The 18,903-nt window shown below is 53.2% G+C and carries 14 protein-coding genes; 11 read left to right on the top strand and 3 right to left on the bottom strand.

Translation table 11 applies throughout. From position 1 onward, the window contains the following. Window positions 1–41: 41 nt before the first annotated feature. Window positions 42–1,295 carry a S1C family serine protease gene (locus LQZ21_RS05920; RefSeq protein ID WP_411043317.1) on the bottom strand — a complete coding sequence of 418 codons (1,254 nt, stop codon included), beginning with the start codon at window positions 1,293–1,295 and terminating at the stop codon, window positions 42–44. Between the two features lie 270 nt (window positions 1,296–1,565). Here LQZ21_RS05920 and LQZ21_RS05915 point away from each other — a divergent pair, with 270 nt between their 5' ends. The 6 genes from LQZ21_RS05915 (at window position 1,566) to LQZ21_RS05890 (ending at window position 9,336) form a co-directional block, all read left to right on the top strand. Further along, complete coding sequence (locus tag LQZ21_RS05915) at window positions 1,566–2,255, top strand: helix-turn-helix transcriptional regulator (protein WP_411043316.1); 690 nt, start codon at window positions 1,566–1,568, stop codon at window positions 2,253–2,255. Between the two features lie 179 nt (window positions 2,256–2,434). Further along, the gene (locus LQZ21_RS05910; RefSeq protein ID WP_411043315.1) at window positions 2,435–3,394 is read left to right on the top strand and encodes a sugar ABC transporter substrate-binding protein; all 960 of its coding nucleotides are present in this window, start codon (window positions 2,435–2,437) and stop codon (window positions 3,392–3,394) included. A gap of 74 nt (window positions 3,395–3,468) precedes the next feature. Beyond that, window positions 3,469–4,971, top strand: a complete 1,503-nt coding sequence (locus tag LQZ21_RS05905) for a sugar ABC transporter ATP-binding protein (RefSeq protein ID WP_411043314.1) — start codon at window positions 3,469–3,471, stop codon at window positions 4,969–4,971. Continuing rightward, the gene (locus tag LQZ21_RS05900) at window positions 4,971–5,933 is read left to right on the top strand and encodes an ABC transporter permease (protein WP_411043313.1); all 963 of its coding nucleotides are present in this window, start codon (window positions 4,971–4,973) and stop codon (window positions 5,931–5,933) included. The genes LQZ21_RS05905 and LQZ21_RS05900 overlap by 1 nt, the downstream gene beginning before the upstream one ends. A gap of 179 nt (window positions 5,934–6,112) precedes the next feature. Continuing rightward, complete coding sequence (locus tag LQZ21_RS05895; protein WP_411043312.1) at window positions 6,113–8,377, top strand: pyruvate formate lyase family protein; 2,265 nt, start codon at window positions 6,113–6,115, stop codon at window positions 8,375–8,377. A gap of 2 nt (window positions 8,378–8,379) precedes the next feature. Then, window positions 8,380–9,336 carry a glycyl-radical enzyme activating protein gene (locus LQZ21_RS05890; RefSeq protein ID WP_411043311.1) on the top strand — a complete coding sequence of 319 codons (957 nt, stop codon included), beginning with the start codon at window positions 8,380–8,382 and terminating at the stop codon, window positions 9,334–9,336. An 89-nt stretch (window positions 9,337–9,425) separates the two neighbouring features. On the opposite strand, the gene LQZ21_RS05885 is transcribed toward LQZ21_RS05890, so the two are convergent. Further along, window positions 9,426–10,673, bottom strand: a complete 1,248-nt coding sequence (locus LQZ21_RS05885; protein WP_411043310.1) for a D-alanyl-D-alanine carboxypeptidase family protein — start codon at window positions 10,671–10,673, stop codon at window positions 9,426–9,428. A gap of 63 nt (window positions 10,674–10,736) precedes the next feature. Here LQZ21_RS05885 and nagA point away from each other — a divergent pair, with 63 nt between their 5' ends. The 5 genes from nagA (at window position 10,737) to LQZ21_RS05860 (ending at window position 17,145) form a co-directional block, all read left to right on the top strand. After that, window positions 10,737–11,906: an N-acetylglucosamine-6-phosphate deacetylase gene (gene nagA, locus LQZ21_RS05880; RefSeq protein ID WP_411043309.1), complete on the top strand. Its 1,170-nt coding sequence runs from the start codon at window positions 10,737–10,739 to the stop codon at window positions 11,904–11,906. Between the two features lie 56 nt (window positions 11,907–11,962). Continuing rightward, window positions 11,963–12,748 (top strand): glucosamine-6-phosphate deaminase, encoded by a 786-nt coding sequence (gene nagB / locus LQZ21_RS05875; protein WP_411043308.1) that lies wholly within the window; start codon window positions 11,963–11,965, stop codon window positions 12,746–12,748. Window positions 12,749–12,962: 214 nt separating this feature from the next. Next, window positions 12,963–15,206, top strand: coding sequence for an alpha-galactosidase (locus tag LQZ21_RS05870; protein WP_411043307.1), 2,244 nt, complete (start codon window positions 12,963–12,965; stop codon window positions 15,204–15,206). 132 nt (window positions 15,207–15,338) lie between these two features. Beyond that, complete coding sequence (locus LQZ21_RS05865; RefSeq protein ID WP_411043306.1) at window positions 15,339–16,526, top strand: cysteine desulfurase family protein; 1,188 nt, start codon at window positions 15,339–15,341, stop codon at window positions 16,524–16,526. 25 nt (window positions 16,527–16,551) lie between these two features. Next, window positions 16,552–17,145, top strand: a complete 594-nt coding sequence (locus LQZ21_RS05860; RefSeq protein ID WP_411043305.1) for an iron-sulfur cluster assembly scaffold protein — start codon at window positions 16,552–16,554, stop codon at window positions 17,143–17,145. Window positions 17,146–17,225: 80 nt separating this feature from the next. On the opposite strand, the gene LQZ21_RS05855 is transcribed toward LQZ21_RS05860, so the two are convergent. Beyond that, on the bottom strand, window positions 17,226–18,848 hold the full coding sequence (locus LQZ21_RS05855) for a P83/100 family protein (RefSeq protein ID WP_411043304.1): 1,623 nt from the start codon (window positions 18,846–18,848) through the stop codon (window positions 17,226–17,228). Between the last annotated feature and the right edge of the window lie 55 nt (window positions 18,849–18,903).

Below are 18,903 nucleotides of genomic sequence, written 5' to 3'. Positions count from 1 at the left end.
CCCCAGGCAAGCTGCACTTGCCAGGCCTGCCTGGGTTAAATTTACTGGTTGCGGATCTCTTCCCGGTCCGCCAGGGTGATTTCGGTCTTGTTGGTTCTTCCCCCCCGGATAAATTCCACCACCACCTTTTCGCCGGGCTTATTATCCTCCAGGGCGGAATACAGATCCGCCAGGCTTTCCACCGCCATACCGTCCACGGAGGTGATAATATCCCCCCCCAGGTAGATCACGCTGGAACCGTACCGGATGGGTTCGCTCCCCTGACGGATCCCCGCCTGATCGGCAAACCCATTGCGTTTGGTCCGGGAAACCAGGAGTCCCGAGGAAACCGGGAGCTTGGCGTAACGAACCAGGGCGGGGAAGAGCTGGACCAACGAGGCGTCGATCCAGCCCCGCCGGACTTTCCCGTAGGTCATCAGCTCCGCCACCACCCGCTTGGCGGTATTCACCGGAACCGCGAAACCTATTCCCACGGATCCCCCCGTGGGGGAATAGATCATGGTATTGATCCCTATCATCCGGCCCTGGGCGTCCAGCAGAGGCCCCCCGGAATTGCCGGGATTGATGGAGGCGTCGGTTTGGATCATATCCCGGATGATGGTCTGCCGGGAGGTTTGAATGGGCCGTCCCAGGCCCGATACGATGCCCACCGTGAGGGTCCGTTCCAGGGCAAAGGGATTCCCTATGGCCAGAACCTTCTGGCCTACCCGGAGGTTCCTCGAATCCCCAAAGGGGATCGTCTTGAGGGCCGCTCCCCGGGGAGGCTCGAATTTGAGGACCGCGAGATCATTTTCCGGGTCTGTCCCTACCACGGTTCCCTCGTATTGACTGCCGTCGGCTAAATTAATAAATACCTTATAGGCGCTTTCGATCACATGGTTGTTGGTCAGTACATGGCCCGAGGTATCAATGATAGACCCGGACCCGGAGCCCCCTTCCTGGGGTACCGGCTCCAGAAACCAGTTGATCGCCACCGTCTCGGTGGTGATGTTTACCACCGCCTCATTAAGCTGTTCATAGATGGCGATATTTTCCCGCTCCCCTTCGCTAAAGGGGATCAGATCCGCGGTATTCAACTGGAGGGGGCTTACCGCGGGGGATTGACGGAGCCCCAGGGCTTCAAAGGCGCCGTCGGTACCCGGAGGGGATAGGGCGGAATCTTCCGCCGCCGGGGTTTCCGTTGTTTTTGTCATAAAGGGAATCCGCAAAAAGCCCACCCCCAAAGCGAACATAATCACAATAAGACCGCTCAGGAAGCAAAAAAAGAATAACTGTCCCTTGCTGTATAGTTTCATCGGATTACCTCCCTTTTTACTATACTCCAAAAGGCATCTTATAACAATCCGGTTTATGCCTGTTCGGGGTAATAACCGGTATGTACCGAAGTTATACCAAAAAGTCACAATCGGCAACATTAATGCCATTTTCAAGGCTGTACAATTACTGGTTTCAATTTATACTGGTTCTGTTGCTATTTATCGGAAACAACGGACCTGAAAATGATTAGTAAACTTATTGTTGATGAATTAGGGTATGGGTACATTATTTGTCCCAGAAAATGGGGAATGAAAGACGAAATTGCTTCATTTCACCGGTTTTATTATATCTTGGGCGGTAATGCCCATTATCTGAGCGCGACCCAGGACACCGATCTTCTGGCCGGCAATCTCTATATACTACCGACTTTTTCTTCGTATACCTTATGGCATGATCCGAAGGATCCCTTGGAAGTTATCTATTTTCATATCGAAATCGCGCCGGATATTACGGATGATTTATTGCGGATCCCCATCAATCAAAATACCCTCGAACTATCTCTGCTCCATACTATGCGGTATTTCAGTGATATTGGGGACGTTCAAAACCTGGATGAACTTTGCGGAATATTGGTTCGATATATAGCGGCTGTATATTGTCCGACCATAGTATATGATTCTCGTCTGGTAAGAGTAATTCGTTATATTACCCAGCATACAACGGAACATATTACTGTTGAAAATTTGGCACAGATAGCCTGTATGGAACGGGCGTATTTTACCCGATTATTTAAAAAACATTATAAGACCACCCCCATGAAATATGTAACCCAGAAAAAAATGGCGATAGCGGCAAAAGAATTATTGTCCGGCGCCATTATAGCGGACGTATCCCAAATGATCTCTTATGAGGATGAAAAAGCCTTTTCCCGGGTATTTAAAAGGGTGTATGGCTGTTCCCCTTCGGAATATTGTAAAAGTCATAATCGGCAACCTTAAAGACATATTTGAAACTGTACAAATACCAGGACTAATTTATAATGATACCTGTATTGGATAGAAAATATGGGGGTATTATAAGGCGCTTTGAAAAAGGCTTTATGATAAAATTACGAGGTCTTGCCAGGTGATTATGGCCGTAGGCCGTATAAATATTTTTTGGAGGAAGAGAGGAAAATATGAAAAAGCGCATTTTTTTGACGGTGATCATCGTCCTTAGTGTGGGTGTTTCAATGGCTTTTGCCGGTGGTGGAAAGCAGTCGGGGGGCGGTACTTTTACTATTGGCTATGCGTCAAAATCGTCGACCACCCCCTTCTGGGTACAACTCAATGCATCGATCCAGTCCGCAGCCAAAGAATTGCAAGTTACGGTCAGGGAACTCGGACCCGCCAAGGAAAACGATGCGGCCGGTCAGATCTCCGTTATCGAGGACTTCTTTACCCAAGATGTTGACGCCCTCATCGTTGCCCCCTGCGATGATGTCGGTGTAGGTCCGGCGGTCAAAAAATTCATGGATGCCGGCAAGCCGGTCATCGCCATTGATAACGGTGTTACCGGGGTTCCCATCACCGCCACGGTTTCCACCAACAATTTGGTCTCTGCGGGAGCTGCGGCCCAATACATCGCGGAAAAACTGGGGGCCAATGCCAAGGTGGTCACCGTTGACGGCATCGTCGCCCAGGGTACCGGTAAAGACCGTAAGGAAGGTTTCGTCAACGCCCTCAAGACGGCCAACGCCAATGCAAAGGTAGTCAACTCCATCGCCGCCGACTGGGTGGATGATACGGCACTGCGGGGTATCGAAGATCTCCTGAACGGCAAGGTGGATTTTAATGCCGTATTCGCGGCATGGGATGGCGGCGCCCTGGCGGCTTACCAGGCTCTGAAGCAGGCCGGCCGGTCGGACATCATAGTCGTAGGGCACGATGCATACGAAGCGGCCTGCGACCTCATGATCGCCAAAGATCCCATTTTCAAGGCTTCGGTGGCCCAGAATCCCGTCAACATGGGAAGATTGGCGGTGCAGGCCACGGTTGATGCCTTGAACGGTAAGACCGTTCAGAAGACTATCGATTCCGGTTACGAGATGGTAACCGGCGACAATGCCCAGGCCTATAAAGATACTAACTACAAGTAACAATTCCGGACAGCCCGTGTCCCGTCTTTTTGGGTGTATGATGCGGGCTGTTCAGATTATTATGGTATAACATATTGGAAAACGACATTATCCTTGAGATGCGGGATATTACGAAACGGTTTCCCGGTGTGCTGGCCCTGAATAAGACCAGGCTGACCCTCCGGAAGGGAAAAGTCCACGTACTCCTGGGTGAAAACGGAGCGGGAAAGTCAACGCTTATCAAAACCATCACCGGCGCCTATGTGCCCGACGAGGGCGAGATCCTTCTGGAAGGTAAACCGGTTAAACTGGATAGTCCTATCCATGCCCGGCAATTAGGAATCTCCGCGGTCTACCAGGAATTCAATCTGATAAATGATCTGGATGTAGCAAAAAATATCTTCCTTGGCAGAGAACTAATGACCGGCGGGTCCTTTGTGATGAACAGCCGCGCTATGTACCGCAAAAGCGCGGAATACCTGGATCGGATAGGAGCGAAGATCGATCCTCATACGGTGGTACGAAATCTGGGGGTCGCCGCCCAGCAGATGGTGGAGATCACCAAGGCCATTTCCACGGAGTGCAAGATCCTCATTTTGGATGAACCCACGGCGGTGCTGACCGGACAAGAGATAGACCGGCTTTTTGAAGCGGTGAAGATCCTCAAGTCCCGGGGCGTAGCCATTGTGTTTATCAGCCACCGCCTTGAGGAGATAGGACGTATCGGCGACGAAGTTACGGTCATGCGGGACGGCGCCTATATCAATACCTTGCCCATCAATGACGACAAAATCGATATTGACCTTCTGGTCAAATTGATGGTGGGCCGTGAAATCATCGATAAATTCCCCAAGGAAGAAGTTCCCATTGGGGAAGAGATCCTCAAGGTCGAGGATCTTTCCCGCAAAGGGACGCTCAAAAATATCAATCTAACCCTCCATGCGGGGGAGATCCTCGGTATCGGCGGCCTCGTGGGCGCGGGGCGTACCGAGATGGTAAAGGCCATCTTCGGTATCGACAAGGTGGATTCAAAGAAGCTGACGGTCTTCGGGAAAAAGGTGTCCATACGCCAGCCCAAGGACGCTATTAGGCTGGGCATAGGTCTTGCCCCGGAAGACCGCAAGGTCGAAGGACTTAACCTCGTTATGAGCGTGATGAACAACATCATAATGGCCAGCGCCGACAGGATGAGCCGTTTTGGAATTATCAGTAAGAAGCGCCGGGTTTCCGTACCCGAAACGCTGGTGAAGAAACTGCGTATTGTGACGCCCTCAATACATCAGTATGTTCAGAACCTTTCCGGAGGAAATCAGCAAAAAGTTGTCCTGGCCAAGTGGCTCGCCGTAGGGAGCCGTATCGTCATATTCGACGAGCCGACCAGGGGCATAGACGTGGGGGCCAAAGTCGAGGTTTATCAGCTCATGAACAACATGGTTAGGGAAGGAGCGGGGATCATCATGATCTCTTCCGAACTGCCCGAGCTTATTGCCATGTCCGACCGTATCCTGGTGATGCATGAAGGCCAAATCACCGGGGAACTTTTACGACAGGAAGCGACCCAGGAAAAAATACTGCGCCTCGCGGCGGGAGGAATATAATGTTTTCAAAGAAGAAAGTGCAAACCTTTATCGGCAATAATTCAAGCCAACTTACCGCGGCCACGGCGCTGCTCCTCCTGATTATTATCCTGGGCATTGTGTCTAAAAATTTCTTCTCGACAAAAAATCTTATCAATATTTGCCTTCAGGCGTCGATTATCGGCGTTCTGGCCATCTGCGAAACCTTCGTTATTATCTCCGGCGGCATCGACCTGTCGGTGGGCGCCGTGGTTGCCCTTTCCTCGTCCATGATGGGGCAGTTTGTGGTTAAGCTGGGTTTCCCCGGTATGGCGGGGATCTTCATTTGTCTGGGTTTTGGCCTCATAGCGGGACTAATGAACGGGCTCCTGGTCTCTCTTATCAATATGCCGCCCTTCGTGGTGACTTTGGGTACCATGACTATCTTCAGAGGTCTTGCCTATGAGTGGACCAATGCGGCGGCCATCTACGGCCTTCCCGACAGCATCAATTTTCTGGGTCAGAAATACCTTGGCATAGTGCCGGTGGCGGTCCTGGCGGTTCTGGGGCTTTACATTCTGTCGTGGTTCCTGTTTAAACACACCAGGTTCGGGCTGTACACCTATTCCATAGGGGGGAACGTGATGGCGGCCCGGCTTTCGGGGATCAACGTGAAGCTCGTTAAATGCGCCATCTACACCCTGAGCGGACTCCTCTGCGGCGTGGCGGGGATCATCATCGCCGGGAGGATGAATGGTACCACCGCCCTGGTGGCCAGCGGTTCCGAAACCGACGCCATTGCCGCCGCCGCCATCGGGGGCATCTCCATGGCCGGAGGCCGGGGCAATATCTGGGGTACCCTTATCGGGGTCCTGGTAATGCAGTGTATCCGCAACGGCATGAATCTGCTGGGGGTTTCCTCATACTATCAGATGGTTATCATCGGCCTCGTTATCATCATCGCCGTCGGTATAGATTGTATCCGTCAGCTTCGAAGCGCATAATGGTTTGTACCGGGGTGTTAATCTTGTTCGTGAATTAACGGCTCCCGGGGTCATGCCAAAAAGTCATAATCGGTAACTTTAAAGATATATTTGGAACTGTACAAAAACAGAAGACAATTTATATTTTATACAGTATTTGTAGGATTTTAAGAGATACCCTGTATTAATGCGGGAGGAGTATGATGGCAGTAAAACTTGAACCTTCAGAACGGATTGTCCGGCTTACGAAGCGGAGTACCGATTTAGCTGTTTCGGGGCGGAGAAATCTTTATGCGGATAACGCGGAATTTCTGGTTTACCACTGGTCGGGCCACTCCGCCGCTTTTTCACCCGCCACCGGTGAAATGGCGGTCAGCGCATCCCAGCGGATAAATATTGGAGACCATAATTGCCGGGTTGATGTGGGGGGAGATTTCCCCTTTGCGGCTCAAATGCCCTCAAAACTCGAAGGGTTTGAATATAGCGCCCTGAATTGGGCCAAGGATTACGCCTTCTTTTTGGATCATAGCCCGGCTGAAGTGTACCCTGACGAAACCATTGTCGGCGAGTTTCACTGGCAGTTGGACGAAGCCAGACTGTACAAGTACCCGGACGTAGTATATGAACTGGGCGAGAAGCTGCGCCAGGTAGGGGCCGGCGGCATGAGTTTGGCCCATACCTGTCCGGATCTTTCCATCGGACTAAAACTCGGCTGGACAGGGCTTTTGGACAAGGTACGGAAAAGCAAGGAGACCCAGGCCGGATACGGCGCGAAGCGGCGGGCGGATTATCTTTCCGCCCAGGAACTGGTGGTGGGGGCAATTATTCGTTTTGTCGCCCGTCATGCGGATAAAGCGCTGGCTTTGGCCCAAAATGAAAAGGACGGGGAACGCAAGGCCCGGTTTGAGCGGGTCGCGGCCAACTGCAGGGCCCTCAGCGAAGGCGCTCCCCAGACCTTTGAACAGGCGGTACAGTGGATCTATTTTTTTCAAGTAGTGGAGCGTCTTAACGGGCACGGAAACGGTTACGGCAGGCTCGATCTTCTTTTGGACGAATTTTATCGCCGGGACACTGAGAAGGGAATCCTTTCCAAAACCGAAGCCAGAGAATTAATCGCCGAAATGTATCTTAAATACGGCGGCAATTATTTTGCCTTCGGAGGCCGCTTAAAGGATGGGACCGACGCGACTAACGAAGTAAGCTGGATAGGTATAGAAGCCTATGATATTACCGGCGGGTACAACCATTTGGGACTTATGTGGCATCCGGACATGGATAAGGATTTTTATGCCTATGGATGCGAGGTGGTGGCCCGGCACGGCAGCGGAACGCCGACCCTGGTTAATTACGATATACTTCGAGATAGCGAACTCTATTCGGGATACAGCTATGATGACGCCTGGAATGTCGCATACAGTGGCTGCCAATGGTACTGCGCCGTGGGTTCGGAATATTCGGATCATGACATGAACTGTCTGGTATTGACCAAATCTCTCGATATGGCGGTTGAAGAAGGAATCAAAAACAACATCACCAAATTTGAGGAACTGTGGGAATTGTATGACCGGCACCTGGAAAAGACCATAGATATGCTGGTTGAATTCAAAAACAAGGTATATGAATGGCAGGATCGGGTTTGGCCGGAAATGGTTACGTCCCTGTGTATGCACGGCCCCATTGAGAAGGGTTGTGATGTTACCAGTCCGAGGGGAGTTAATAATACCTATACATCGGTGAATGTTCTGGGAGTCCCCAACGTTGTTGACGGTCTCCAGGCGCTGAAGGAAGTAGTGTTTGACCGGAAACTGTATAACCTCAGAGAAGTCCGGGAAGCCCGGCTTAACGATTGGCAGGGAGCGGAGGAAATGCGGCAGTTTCTGCTAAACGCCCAAAAATTCGGCAATGATCTTGATGAAGTCGACGCCCTATACGCCCGGGTCGCCAACCGGATTGTGGATATAATGGAACTGAAACGAAATATAAAGGGAGGACATTTCAGACCTTCCCTTTTTCAGTATATGGGCCACACCTATGCGGGACAGCTGCAGGGGGCCACCTATGACGGACGCTTTGCCGCCGAACCCTTTGCCCATGGCTGTAATCCCATGCACGGAAGAAATACCGAAGGGATTACCGCAACGGCGAATTCCCTGTGTAAAGTCGATTTCAGGCGTTTCCAGGGAGGTTCCCTGCAGATTGAGCTGCAGCCAAAATTTTTTGATGGAAAAGAAAATCCCAGAGAATTTGTCTACCGCTTTTCTACCGCCTTTATGGGTCAGGGCGGGGTACAGATAAATCTTAACATCATCGATCTGAAAAAGCTTAAAGCCGCCATGGAGGATCCGGTAAATCCGGTACATAAGGGCTTGGTTGTCAAAGTTACCGGTTATTCCGCCCATTTTTGCGTCATGGATCGCAAATTTCAGGAAGAGTTCGTTGCCCGGGTTAATTATGAAGCCATATAACCATGGAAGCCCTGATCTTTGATACACACCGGGGGACAAGTCATGACGGAGAAGGCTTGCGGACAACTTTTTTCTTTCAGGGTTGTCCTCTCCAGTGCAGGTGGTGTCATAATCCGGAGGGAATTCCCTCTAAACCCTATATAAAATGGGAGGCGCGGAAATGTATAGGCTGCCATACCTGCATTAAGGTATGTCCCCGGAACATTCTGGGGTTTACGGAAACAGGCCTCGGTATTGACCGGGCCCGTTGCACCCGCTGTGGTATATGTACCAAACGATGTCCTTCAAAGGCCCTGCAAATTTCGGCCCGGGCATGGACGATTGATGAACTGGTAGGATATGCTTTAAAGGACAAACATTTTTACGATTCCTTTAATGGCGGTGTTACCTTCAGCGGCGGGGAAGCGGCGTTACAGGGGCCTTTTATTCTCGAAGCGGCTGAACGGCTTCATGCTATCGGCATCAACGTTGCCCTGGATACCTCGGGATATTGTACACCGGAACTTTTTGAATCAATATTTTTGCCCTTCGATTGTATACTGTTCGATTTGAAGATTGCCGATAAGGATCTGCATAAAAAATTTACCGGCGCCGGAAATGAATTTATATTGCAGAATCTTGCTTGTATAGCCCAAAAAAAAAGAAACAGTGAATACACCGGGGAAGTATGGATTCGTACTCCGGTCATACCCTCTGCCACGGATTCGGAAGAAAATATTCTGTCCCTCGCGAATATCGTAGATACTTACCGGGATGTGATCAACCGGTGGGAGCTGTGCGCCTTCAATAATATGTGTAAAAGCAAGTACCGGAGCCTGGGTATAGCGTGGGAATATATGGAAACGGATTTGCTTCCACAGGCCCGGATGCAAAGATTGTTCCAGATCACAAAAAAAGTGCTCGAAGAAAAGGTTCCTGTAGTATGTACCGGACTGACCGCGAAGGCTCATGATTCGTAGGCGAGGCCAGTGTACCGGTCAGAACCTGGCAAAAGCATCCGTCCGCCGGGGCTCCGGCTCCCGCGGGCCTTCAAATTTACCCGGCGCCCTTACGCAAAGAGCCCCCGGAAAAAGAGCCGGATGGTATCCCAGAGGCGCTTGAAAAAGCCCCCCTGTTCTATTTCCGAGGCGGCGGCGAGGGGGATACGCCGGAGTTCCCCGGTCTTGTCGTAAAGGATAAGCTCTCCCAGGGGGGCGCCGGCCGCTATGGGGGCGATCACCGGGTCTTGTAGCTCGATTTCCCAGTGGAGCCCCTCTCCCTGGTCAACCAGGGCGGTACATTCCAGAACCTCGGCGGGGTATAGTTCCAGGGAGTTTTCTTTGCCCTTCCAGACCCGGGCCGGGGGAATGACCGGAGAAGGGGGTCGCAGGGTTTTGTAGTGGGTAAAGGCCCAGGTGAGGAGGCTTTCCCCGTCGGTGTTCCGGATCCGGTCTCCGCCGTATGCGGCGGGGGCCCCCAGGATCACCGCGATAAAACGGGTTCCCCTCCGTTCCGCGGTCAGGGCGATATGGTAACCCGCCTCGTCGATGTACCCTGTTTTAAGGCCGTCCACCCCTTCGACCCGGTCCAGCAGGGCATTGTGGTTACGCTGGATTATGGTATTGGGCCGGTCCCGGAAGGACTCCCCCACATTGGTCGGTTTTGGGTAGGCAAATTCCCGTACCGAATGGAGTTCCGCCAGGGTTTCCGGGTGCATCCGGAGGTATTCCCGGCAGAACAGGGCAAATTCCCGGGCGGTGGTGATGTTGTATTCGGATATCCCCGAAGGTTCGGTAAAACGGGTTTTTGTCAGCCCCAGAAGAAGCGCCTCCCGGTTCATCTCCCGGATAAATTCTTCCACCGAGGGAAAAAAGAGGAGGGCCGCCGCCACGGCGGCATCGTTCCCCGAAGGGACCGCCAGCCCCAGGAGCAGATCCCGGATGCTTGCCCGCTGTCCCGGCCCGATAAACATAAGGCTTGACCGGGGGGGCTGGTTCACGGCCCAGCTTTCCCGGGGCAGCTCCCGGACCTCCTCCAGGGAGATCCCCCGGGCGGCGGCCTCCCGCAGGACCAGGTGGATGGTCATCAGTTTGGTAAGGGACGCGGGGGGAATCTCCTCGTCCCCGTTTTTCGCGTAGAGGACGGTTCCTGTCAAGGCGTCCAATACCACCGCGGCCCGGGAGCCGATATCCGGGGCGTCCAGGGCGGGATCCAGGGCCCCCGCCATAAAGGGGGTAAAGAACAGGCATAGAAAACAGAGGTGGGCGCTTTTTTTTGCCCGGTAACGGAGTATAGCTAAAGTTGGAAATTTGATCAAATAACCCTCCCTTTATTACTCAATATAGTATATATTTTAAGTATCTTGTATAGAGGAGTGGCTATGACCCCTATCTGTCTGCATAACGGGACGGTGATGACCGGTTTTGCCGTTATGGAACAAACCGCGGTGTTAGTCGAAGATGGTTTGGTGGCGGATGTTTTTTCAAAAAAACGGTTTGAACAAAAACATTTTGGCCCGGATGTCAAAGTTATTGATGCAAACGGCGCCTATATAGCCCCCGGCTTTATCGATACCCATATCCACGGTTTTGGCGGGTACGGAACCGAAGACGCCTCCGCCGAATCGGTACTAGAAATGTCCCACATGCTCATCCAATACGGGGTAACCGCCTTTAATCCCACCCTCTATCCCGCCGAGCCGGGGGCCCTGGTGGAGGCGGTTTCCCGGATTGCCTCCGCCATAGGCAGGGAAAACGGGGCCCGGATCATGGGACTGCATTTGGAAGGCCCCTTTCTTTCGCCGGATCGGCTGGGGGTTCAACGGCCGGAAACCCTTAAGCAGGTGGATCTTTCCTTTATGGAACAACTCTGGGAAGCCTCCGGGGGGCATATCGTTAATATGACGGTAGCCCCGGAAATTAAGGGGATGCGGGAACTGGCCCTTTTTTGTATCAAAAAAGGAATCGTCCTCCAGGCGGGACATACCGACGCCAAATATGAAAACATGGTGGAGGGTATGCAGGCGGGGATCCTCCATTCTACCCATCTGTTTAACGCCATGAGTAAACTGGATCACCATAATCCCAACGCCGTGGGGGCTATCCTCATCCATCCCGAAATGTCCTGTGAAATTATCGCCGACGGTTATCATGTGCATCCGGATCTTTTCAAGCTGCTTCTGCGGGATAAACCCATTGATAAGATCGTGCTGGTCACCGACGGACTTAAACCAACTGAACAGGAGCGGGGGCCCTTCTACGCCAACGGAGAAGAGGTGGTTTTTCACGACGGGGTTTTTCACCGGAAGATGGATGACGTGATTGCCGGCTCCGCCCTTACCATGATCCAGGGGATAAAAAACCTGGTCTCCTTTGGGTTCAGTCTGGAAGACGCGGTACGGACCGCCGGTTCCAATCCCGCCCAGGTGATGCGGTATGCCCGCAAGGGTTTGATTATCCCGGGGCAGGATGCGGATTTGGTTGTTTTTGACCGGCATTTTAATGTTTTGGCATCCCTGGTCGGAGGGGTCATTAAAAAAAACATCATATAGGCCGGTTTCAAAACTCAGCTTGGCTTTGAGACAGCCGCTTATAATAAGGAGATACTATGCGTTTGATTATTCAGAAGAATTATGAGGCGGCAAGCCGTTGGGGGGCGGCGTATATTGCCAAACGGATCAAGGAATTTGCTCCCCGCCCGGATAAGCCCTTTGTTTTGGGCCTTCCCACCGGGTCCAGCCCCCTGGGTATCTATAAGGAGTTGATCCGGCTCCACCGGGAGGAAGGGCTATCCTTTGCTCGGGTGGTCACCTTCAATATGGATGAATATGTGGGCTTGGACGATAGCCATCCCCAGAGTTACCACCGGTTTATGTGGGATAATTTTTTCAGCCACATTGATATCCCCCGCTCCCATGTCCATATCCTCAACGGTATGGCCCCGGATTTGACCGGGGAATGTAATGCCTACGAGGAAGCGATTGCCTCCTTTGGGGGGATAGAACTTTTCCTGGGGGGGATGGGCGCGGATGGGCATATCGCCTTTAACGAACCCGGCTCCTCCCTGCGCTCCCGGACCCGGATCAAGACCCTTACCCGGGACACCAAGATCGCCAATGCCCGCTTTTTTGAGGGGGACCTCAACCGGGTACCCTCCCTGGCCCTGACCGTGGGGGTCGGTACCGTGATGGACGCCCGGGAGGTATTGATCATCGTCAACGGTCATCACAAGGCCCGGGCCCTCCAGGCCGCTGTCGAAGGGGGCATAAACCATATATGGACCCTTTCCTGCCTCCAGATGCATCCCCGGGCGATCATCCTCTGCGACGAAGATGCCACCGACGAGTTAAAGGTCGGGACGGTCCGGTATTTTAAGGATATTGAAGGGCTCTAATACCATGTAACATCTAAAATTTATATATATTTTATCACCGGATAAAAGTGGACTTTACCCCATTAGGTAGACACCATGAAACGATTCTCTCTGTACGAAGATGACCGTTGTTTTTTTTAGGATTTCATTCGCCTCCCACTCAGAATAATTTATATATGTTGGCCCCAGCCCCTGCTCCCTTTATTTTTACCCCCCCTTGTGGTATACTTTGAATATGCCCATACGCTATAACCCTGAAGCCAGGGAATTCCATCTATACAATGACTCCTTTAGTTATATAATAAAGGTTCTTGAAAACGGGTATATCGGGCAGGTATACTGCGGGGCTCCCCTTAACCCCTCCCGGACCTATCCCCTCTTATCCCCGGTGCCTTTTCATGGGTTTTCAAATAATTTTCGAAGCACCCCGCGGTTTGAGTATCCCCTTTACGGTAACGGGGACTATAAATATCCTGCCTTTGCGGCGGTATTTGAAAACGGTTCTTCGGTGATTGAGCCGGAATACGCGGCCTATCAGATCAGTATAGGAAAACCGGGGATCCCCGGACTGCCCTCGACCTATATTGAGGATGAGGAAGAGGCCTGTACCCTGGAGCTTGAGCTGTTCGATGCCCCCTCGGGGGTCCGCCTTATCCTGTATTATTCTATTTTTACTTTTTTTAATTGTTTGGCCCGGCATGTCCGGATCATCAATGGGGGAAAGCGGCGGATCACCCTCAAAAATGTTATGAGCCTCAACCTGGATCTTCCTGATTCGGACTGGAACCTGGTTACCCTGACCGGGGCCTGGGCCCGGGAGTTTCAGGCTACCTGCCGTCCCCTGGCGCCGGGTCTTCAGGAAATAAGCAGCCTGCGGGGTATATCCGGCCACGAACAGAACCCCTTCCTCCTCCTAAAGCGGCCCGGCACCGACGAGTTTCAGGGGGAAGCCCTGGGCCTCAGCCTGTTATATTCGGGCAATTTTCTGGCCTCCGCCGAGGTTGATTCCTATGATCTTACCCGGCTGAGGATGGGGATCAACCCTGAGACCTTTTCCTGGGAGCTGGCCCCCGGGGAGTTTTTCGATACCCCGGAAGCAATTCTGGCCTATTCTGCTGGGGGGATAAACCGGCTCTCCCAGGATTACCACCGCTTGTACCGTACCCGGCTTGCCCGGGGGACCTGGCGGGATAAGGAGCGGCCGATACTCCTCAATAATTGGGAAGCTACCTATTTTGATTTTACCGAAAAGAAGCTCCTGGAGATGGCGGATACCGCCGTTTCCTTGGGGATAGAGCTTTTTGTGTTGGATGACGGCTGGTTCGGGTCCCGGGATGATGATACCACCTCCCTGGGGGACTGGGTCCCCCATACCCGAAAGCTCCCCGGGGGTATTTCCTCCCTGGCCAAAGCCATAACCGGGAAGGGGCTTGCCTTCGGCCTTTGGATTGAACCGGAAATGGTCAGCCCCAAAAGCCGGCTTTTTGAAATCCACCCCGACTGGGCGGTGGGGGTCCCCAACCGCCCCAGAACCGAGGAGCGTCAGCAATACGTGTTGGATATGTCCCGGAAAGAAATTGTGGACCATCTTTTTTCCGTTTTGTCCCAGCTTATTAGTTCCGCCCCGATTTCCTATATCAAGTGGGACATGAACCGTTCGTTAACCGAACCCTGGAGTCCGTCCCTGCTCCCCCATCGACAGGGGGAATTTTTCCACCGTTATTGTTTGGGGGTATACGACCTCTATAACCGGCTTACCGGGGCGTTTCCCCACATTCTCTTCGAGTCCTGTGCCGGCGGCGGGGGACGGTTTGACCCGGGGCTCCTTGCCTTTGCCCCCCAGGGCTGGTTAAGCGACGATACCGACGCCCTGGAACGGCTTACCATCCAGGCGGGGGCTTCCCTCTGTTATCCTCTGAGCGCCCTGGGGGCCCATGTTTCGGCGGTCCCCAACCATCAGACCGGACGGCAAAGTTCCCTGGCCTTCCGGGCCATGACGGCCTTTTTCGGGGTGTTGGGGTTTGAGCAGGATCCCACCAAACTTCATTCCGACGAAAAAAAGAAAATCGCGGAACATATCAAATTCTATAAGGCCCATCGGGCCCTATTTCAACAGGGATGTTTCTCACGGCTCCTGAGCCCCGCCGGGGCCTCCTATGCGGCCTGGATGGTAAGTTCCGGGGACCAGGCCGTAGTGGGGTTTTATAAGCTCCTGTCCCGGCCAAACCCGAAACCGGTAATCCTCCGCCTGCGAGACCTGGACCCTGCCGCGGTATACGAAGTTTCGGTCTGGGAAGCGGGGGGCTTTGATCCCGGGGACCGGGAGGGTAATTGCGGCTTCCGGGGCGGGGATGAACTCATGCGGGGGGGGCTCCTGCTCAATGCTCCCGGACTTGATCACCCCATGACCGGGGATTTTTTTGCGGAATTGTTCCTTTTGCGCCGGCAGGAGCCCCGGGTTACCGGTGAAATCGCTTAATCCACGGTTACGGTTTCAGAACTAAAATTTTAGAACCGAAATTATATAGAATAAAATAGAATTTCTTGGTATATTTATAGGAAAGGTAGGAAAATTTATTTTGAAAATACCTTACTAAAATGGAGAGAAATTATGCCAGATAAAAAACGAATTTATATGGATTATAACGCGACCACCCCTTTGAGACCGGAGGTCAAGGCCGCTATGATAGAGGATCTTGAGATTTTTGGAAACGCCTCAAGTATGCACGCCGCGGGACGGCTGGCCCATGGCAGGGTTGAAGAGGCCCGGAACGCCGTGGCCCGCCTTTTTGGGGCAAGTCCCCGGGAGATCATCTTTACTTCCGGGGGTTCCGAATCAAATAACACGATCTTCCAGACCATACGGCGCCTGGGATCCGATGCGTCGGGTAAGGTTCTCCCCTCGGGTCGAACCGAAATTATTACCACCGCCATTGAGCATCCCTGTGTGCTTAATTCCGCGGCCTTTTTACAGTCCCTGGGGTTTAGGGTGACTTTTTTACCCGTGGATGAATACGGCAAAATTAAGATGGATACCCTGGAGGATGCCTTGGGCGAGCGGACCCTGCTGGTATCGGTGATGATGGCGAATAATGAAATCGGGACCATCCAGGATATTGCCGCCATTTCCAAAAAAGCCAAGGCCGCGGGCGCGTGGATGCATACCGACGCGGTCCAGGCGGTGGGCAAGATCCCCGTAGCGGTGGATGAATTGGGGGTGGATTATCTTACCATGTCGGCCCACAAGATCTACGGGCCCAAGGGCATAGGGGCCTTGTATGTCCGGGATAAGGCCCCCCTCTTTCCGCTTATCCACGGCGGTCACCAGGAAGATGGTTTCCGGGCGGGTACCTACAACAATATCGGCATTTTCGGGCTTGGCAAGGCCGCGGAGTATGCCCTGGCCGACCTGGAGGCCTATGGGAAAACCATAGCGCCCTTGCGGACGCTCCTTCGGGACGGCCTTTTGGAGAAGGTTCCCAACATCAAGATCAACGGACATCCCCGGGATGTTTTACCCAATACCTTAAACGTTTCCTTTCCCGGGGCGGAGGGGGAGTCTATCCTCCTCTCCATGGATATGATGGGGATAGAGGCTTCCACCGGATCCGCCTGCGCTTCCGGAAGCCTAGAGCCGTCCCATGTTCTTATGGCTATTGGGTCAGGACCGGAATGGGCCCACGGTTCTATCCGATTCAGTCTCGGCTGGGGGATTACAGAAGGGGATGTACGCTACACCGTCGATGCCATAGCTCCCATTGTCTCCCGGCTCCGGGCCATTTCATCGGTGCAGGTGTAACAGCCGGCCGAGCAGGAGGGATTTTATGTCCGATTGGTTATATTCAGATACGGTAAAGGATCATTTCACCAACCCCCGGAACGTGCTTTTCGAGGATGAATCCAGCTTTCCCGCGGATGCCCGGGGACAGACGGGGAATATCCGCTGCGGAGACCAGATGCTGATGCTCCTTAAAATTAAGGATGATATCATCACCGATGTGCGGTGGAAAACCTATGGCTGCGCCAGTGCCATCGCTTCCACCAGTATGCTCTCCGAAATCGTCCGGGGGATGCATATACAGGATGCCTATAAAATTAAACCCCAGGATCTGGTGGAAAAATTGGGGGGGCTTCCGGATTACAAGATCCACTGTTCTGTTTTAGGGGATAAGGCCCTGCGGGCGGCCATAGACGATTACCTGGCCAAGACGGGAAGGGCGGGACTCCTCAAAGAAGAGGCCACGGAGATATGCCATTGTTTGGGGATCACCGACAAGGATATCGAAACCGCTTTCAACCAGGGCGCCCGTACTTGGGAAGAACTCCAACAGGCCACGAAAATAGGAACCGCCTGCGGCTCCTGTAAGACCAAAGCCCTGGAGTTGCTCCACGAGTTCACCCATATTTACGGGTTTTAGTAGCCGTATCCCGGTAATTTTACCCTACGCCGGCTTATAGGCGCCGGGCAATTTGTTGCGGTGAACCGCAACAAACTCTGCTAGCGTTCCGCCAGGGTCCCCCCGTCCAGGATCACCAGGGAGCCGTCGTTCCGCTGGGTCAGGATCGAGTCCCCGTTAAAGGTAAGGACCGCGAAGGGGTGAACCATTACCGTTGACCGGGCCTGTAAGACCAGGTCCGTATTAAACCGGGCCAGGTACCGGCCGCCCGGGGCGGAGGCGATGGCGTAGAGGTCATTTCCCCGGATCCAGAGGAGGCTTTCCGGGGAGATATCATCATTTCCCTGCTTGGCCATTTCCAGGGTATCGGGATCGATCTCAATGAGCCGGATAACCGCGGTACCCCGGTTTTCACCGGCCACGGCGATGAATTTGCCTCCCAGGGAGGTAAAGGTCCGGGCGTTTACCGTGTTTAAGGCGGAGGTCTTGATCTCCGCTCCGGAATTAATATCCATCCGGACGATCCGGCCCAGGGGTGAATTGGGGTCGGTCAGCCGTACCCCGACCATACTTTCCCCGGCATCCCGGGGAGGCCGGTCGATAAGTTCCTGCTGATCCTTGGCTATTTCCGTCCTTTCCTGCTGGGCTTCGGCTATTTTCCGGTCGGCAAAATCCTCCGCGGCTTGAACTTCCTGTTGTTTTTCCTCCAGGGCCTCTTCCTGCCGGTCCAGGTCCTGTTCCCGTTCGGCCAGTTGGGTTTCCTGCTGTTCCAGGGCCTCTTCCCGCCGGGCTAGTTGCTCCTCGGTTCTCCGGGTTTCCTCCGGGGTAGTCCTGCCTTCGGCTTCTGCCTGCCGGGCTTGCTGCCGTTCCTCGGCTATCTCCGTCCGTTCTTGGGCAACCTCGGTCCGGCCCTGGGCAATTTCGGTCCGCTCCTGGGCGATCCGCTCTTCCTCCTCGGCGATGGCCTCCCGCTGGAGGGACGCCTGTTGCTCCGCTTCGCCGGCTTCCCGTTCCTTCAGATCCACCATTTCCTTCCGTTGTTCTATACCCCGCTCTTCATCCCGGCGGAATTCTTCCACAACCTCCGGGGAACTCAGGATGGTGGTATCCAGGGCGCTTAAACTGCCGGGAACCCCCGTTCCCAGGGGTATGAGCATGAGGGTTTGACCGGGCCATTCATCGAAACGGATGGAGATCCCCGCCTTTTCGGGACTTAAATTATCCATAACCGGATTTTTATAACGATTACCGAAATAATCCCAATTCCCCCGGAATACTGCATTATAGATGGTTACATATTCGGCCAAAAGGGCCGCGTCCTGGGGAGTATATTCATAGGCAAGCTCCAGATAACCCTGGATGATAAGCCTGAGATTACGGATATGATCGACCCCCACGTCAATTCCCAGACCGAATATATCCGCGTCGAGTTTGTCCCCGTCCTGGGGGGATATGGAATGGATGACAAAATAACGTCCCGCGGAACCGGCCCGGTCCGCCCCACCCCGGATGGCCGTCCCCAGGGGGATTCCAATGCCCCGGATCTGTTCCAGGGTATCGATCTGTCCCTGGGGCCCTTCGTAATTGATAAACTCTACCGGGGCAAGATTTTTTTCCAATTCTTCCCGGTTTACCGCCGATTCCTGGGCATTAAGCCGCAAAAGAGGGCTTAAACAAAAGAGGGCCAAAACCAGGGGGTATAAAAGGTTCTTTATATTTTTCATAATCCTTGCTCCAATTATAGAGGCTCTTTCAAAATTAACCGAGTTTTGAAAAAAA

This window comes from Treponema sp. TIM-1 (genome assembly GCF_046533115.1).
Taxonomy (GTDB): domain Bacteria; phylum Spirochaetota; class Spirochaetia; order Treponematales; family Breznakiellaceae; genus JAIRMO01.
This window is presented reverse-complemented; position numbering and strand designations above follow the sequence as displayed.

What these genes read in the sequence shown, in the direction of transcription:
- nagA (WP_411043309.1), top strand. Translation starts at nt 10,737, where the DNA reads ATGACCCCTATCTGTCTGCATAACGGGACGGTGATGACCGGTTTTGCC.
- LQZ21_RS05855 (WP_411043304.1), bottom strand. Translation starts at nt 18,848, where the DNA reads ATGAAAAATATAAAGAACCTTTTATACCCCCTGGTTTTGGCCCTCTTT.
- LQZ21_RS05915 (WP_411043316.1), top strand. Translation starts at nt 1,566, where the DNA reads ATGAAAGACGAAATTGCTTCATTTCACCGGTTTTATTATATCTTGGGC.
- LQZ21_RS05900 (WP_411043313.1), top strand. Translation starts at nt 4,971, where the DNA reads ATGTTTTCAAAGAAGAAAGTGCAAACCTTTATCGGCAATAATTCAAGC.
- LQZ21_RS05910 (WP_411043315.1), top strand. Translation starts at nt 2,435, where the DNA reads ATGAAAAAGCGCATTTTTTTGACGGTGATCATCGTCCTTAGTGTGGGT.
- LQZ21_RS05860 (WP_411043305.1), top strand. Translation starts at nt 16,552, where the DNA reads ATGTCCGATTGGTTATATTCAGATACGGTAAAGGATCATTTCACCAAC.
- LQZ21_RS05895 (WP_411043312.1), top strand. Translation starts at nt 6,113, where the DNA reads ATGATGGCAGTAAAACTTGAACCTTCAGAACGGATTGTCCGGCTTACG.
- LQZ21_RS05870 (WP_411043307.1), top strand. Translation starts at nt 12,963, where the DNA reads ATGCCCATACGCTATAACCCTGAAGCCAGGGAATTCCATCTATACAAT.
- nagB (WP_411043308.1), top strand. Translation starts at nt 11,963, where the DNA reads ATGCGTTTGATTATTCAGAAGAATTATGAGGCGGCAAGCCGTTGGGGG.
- LQZ21_RS05865 (WP_411043306.1), top strand. Translation starts at nt 15,339, where the DNA reads ATGCCAGATAAAAAACGAATTTATATGGATTATAACGCGACCACCCCT.
- LQZ21_RS05890 (WP_411043311.1), top strand. Translation starts at nt 8,380, where the DNA reads ATGGAAGCCCTGATCTTTGATACACACCGGGGGACAAGTCATGACGGA.
- LQZ21_RS05920 (WP_411043317.1), bottom strand. Translation starts at nt 1,295, where the DNA reads ATGAAACTATACAGCAAGGGACAGTTATTCTTTTTTTGCTTCCTGAGC.